At 63.0% G+C, this 728-nt stretch carries 1 protein-coding gene; it reads right to left on the minus strand.

Annotated elements, in window-relative coordinates; all coding sequences use genetic code 11:
- Positions 1-728 (minus strand): tripartite tricarboxylate transporter permease (locus ACNOHI_RS24820; protein WP_420477400.1); only part of this gene is annotated, 728 nt, incomplete at both ends.

Genomic DNA, 728 nt, shown 5'->3' on the forward strand with positions numbered 1-728 from the left:
CAGAACACCAGGATGCCCGGGAACAGGAAGTGGTACGGCACCATGATCATGCGCACCCACAAGCCGATCATCGGCAGGTTCAGCACGATCAGGAAGAAGTTGCCGATCCACATCGAGGCGATGATGCCCCAGAACAAGGCCGGCTGTTCGGTGACGACCGCCGGTCCCGGCTGGATGCCTTGGATGATCATCGCGCCGATCATCAGCGCCATCACCGGGTTGGACGGAATGCCCAGCGTGAGCATCGGGATGAACGAGGTCTGCGCGCCGGCATTGTTCGCCGATTCCGGTGCCGCGACACCTTCGATGGCGCCCTTGCCGAAGTTGGCCGAATTCTTCGACACCTTCTTTTCGATCGAGTACGACACGAACGACGCCAGCATGGCGCCGCCACCCGGCAGGATACCGAGCAACGCACCCAAGCCGGTGCCGCGCAGGATCGGGGCGATGATGCGCTTCATGTCGTCCTTGGTCGGCATCAGGCCGGTCACCTTCTTCATCACCAGCGAGCGCGATTCCTCATGCTCGAGGTTGGAGATGATTTCGCCCAGGCCGAACATGCCCATCGCAACGACCACGAAGTTGATGCCGTCGGCCAGTTGCGGCAGGTCGAAGGTGTAGCGCGGCGTGCCGGAGTTCACGTCGGTGCCGACCAGGCCCAGCAGCAGGCCGAGCACGATCATGCCGATGGCGCGCAGCAGCGATCCATGCGCCAGAACGACCGAGGC

It is taken from the genome of Noviherbaspirillum sp. ST9 (genome assembly GCF_048799745.1).
Lineage (GTDB): Bacteria > Pseudomonadota > Gammaproteobacteria > Burkholderiales > Burkholderiaceae_D > Noviherbaspirillum.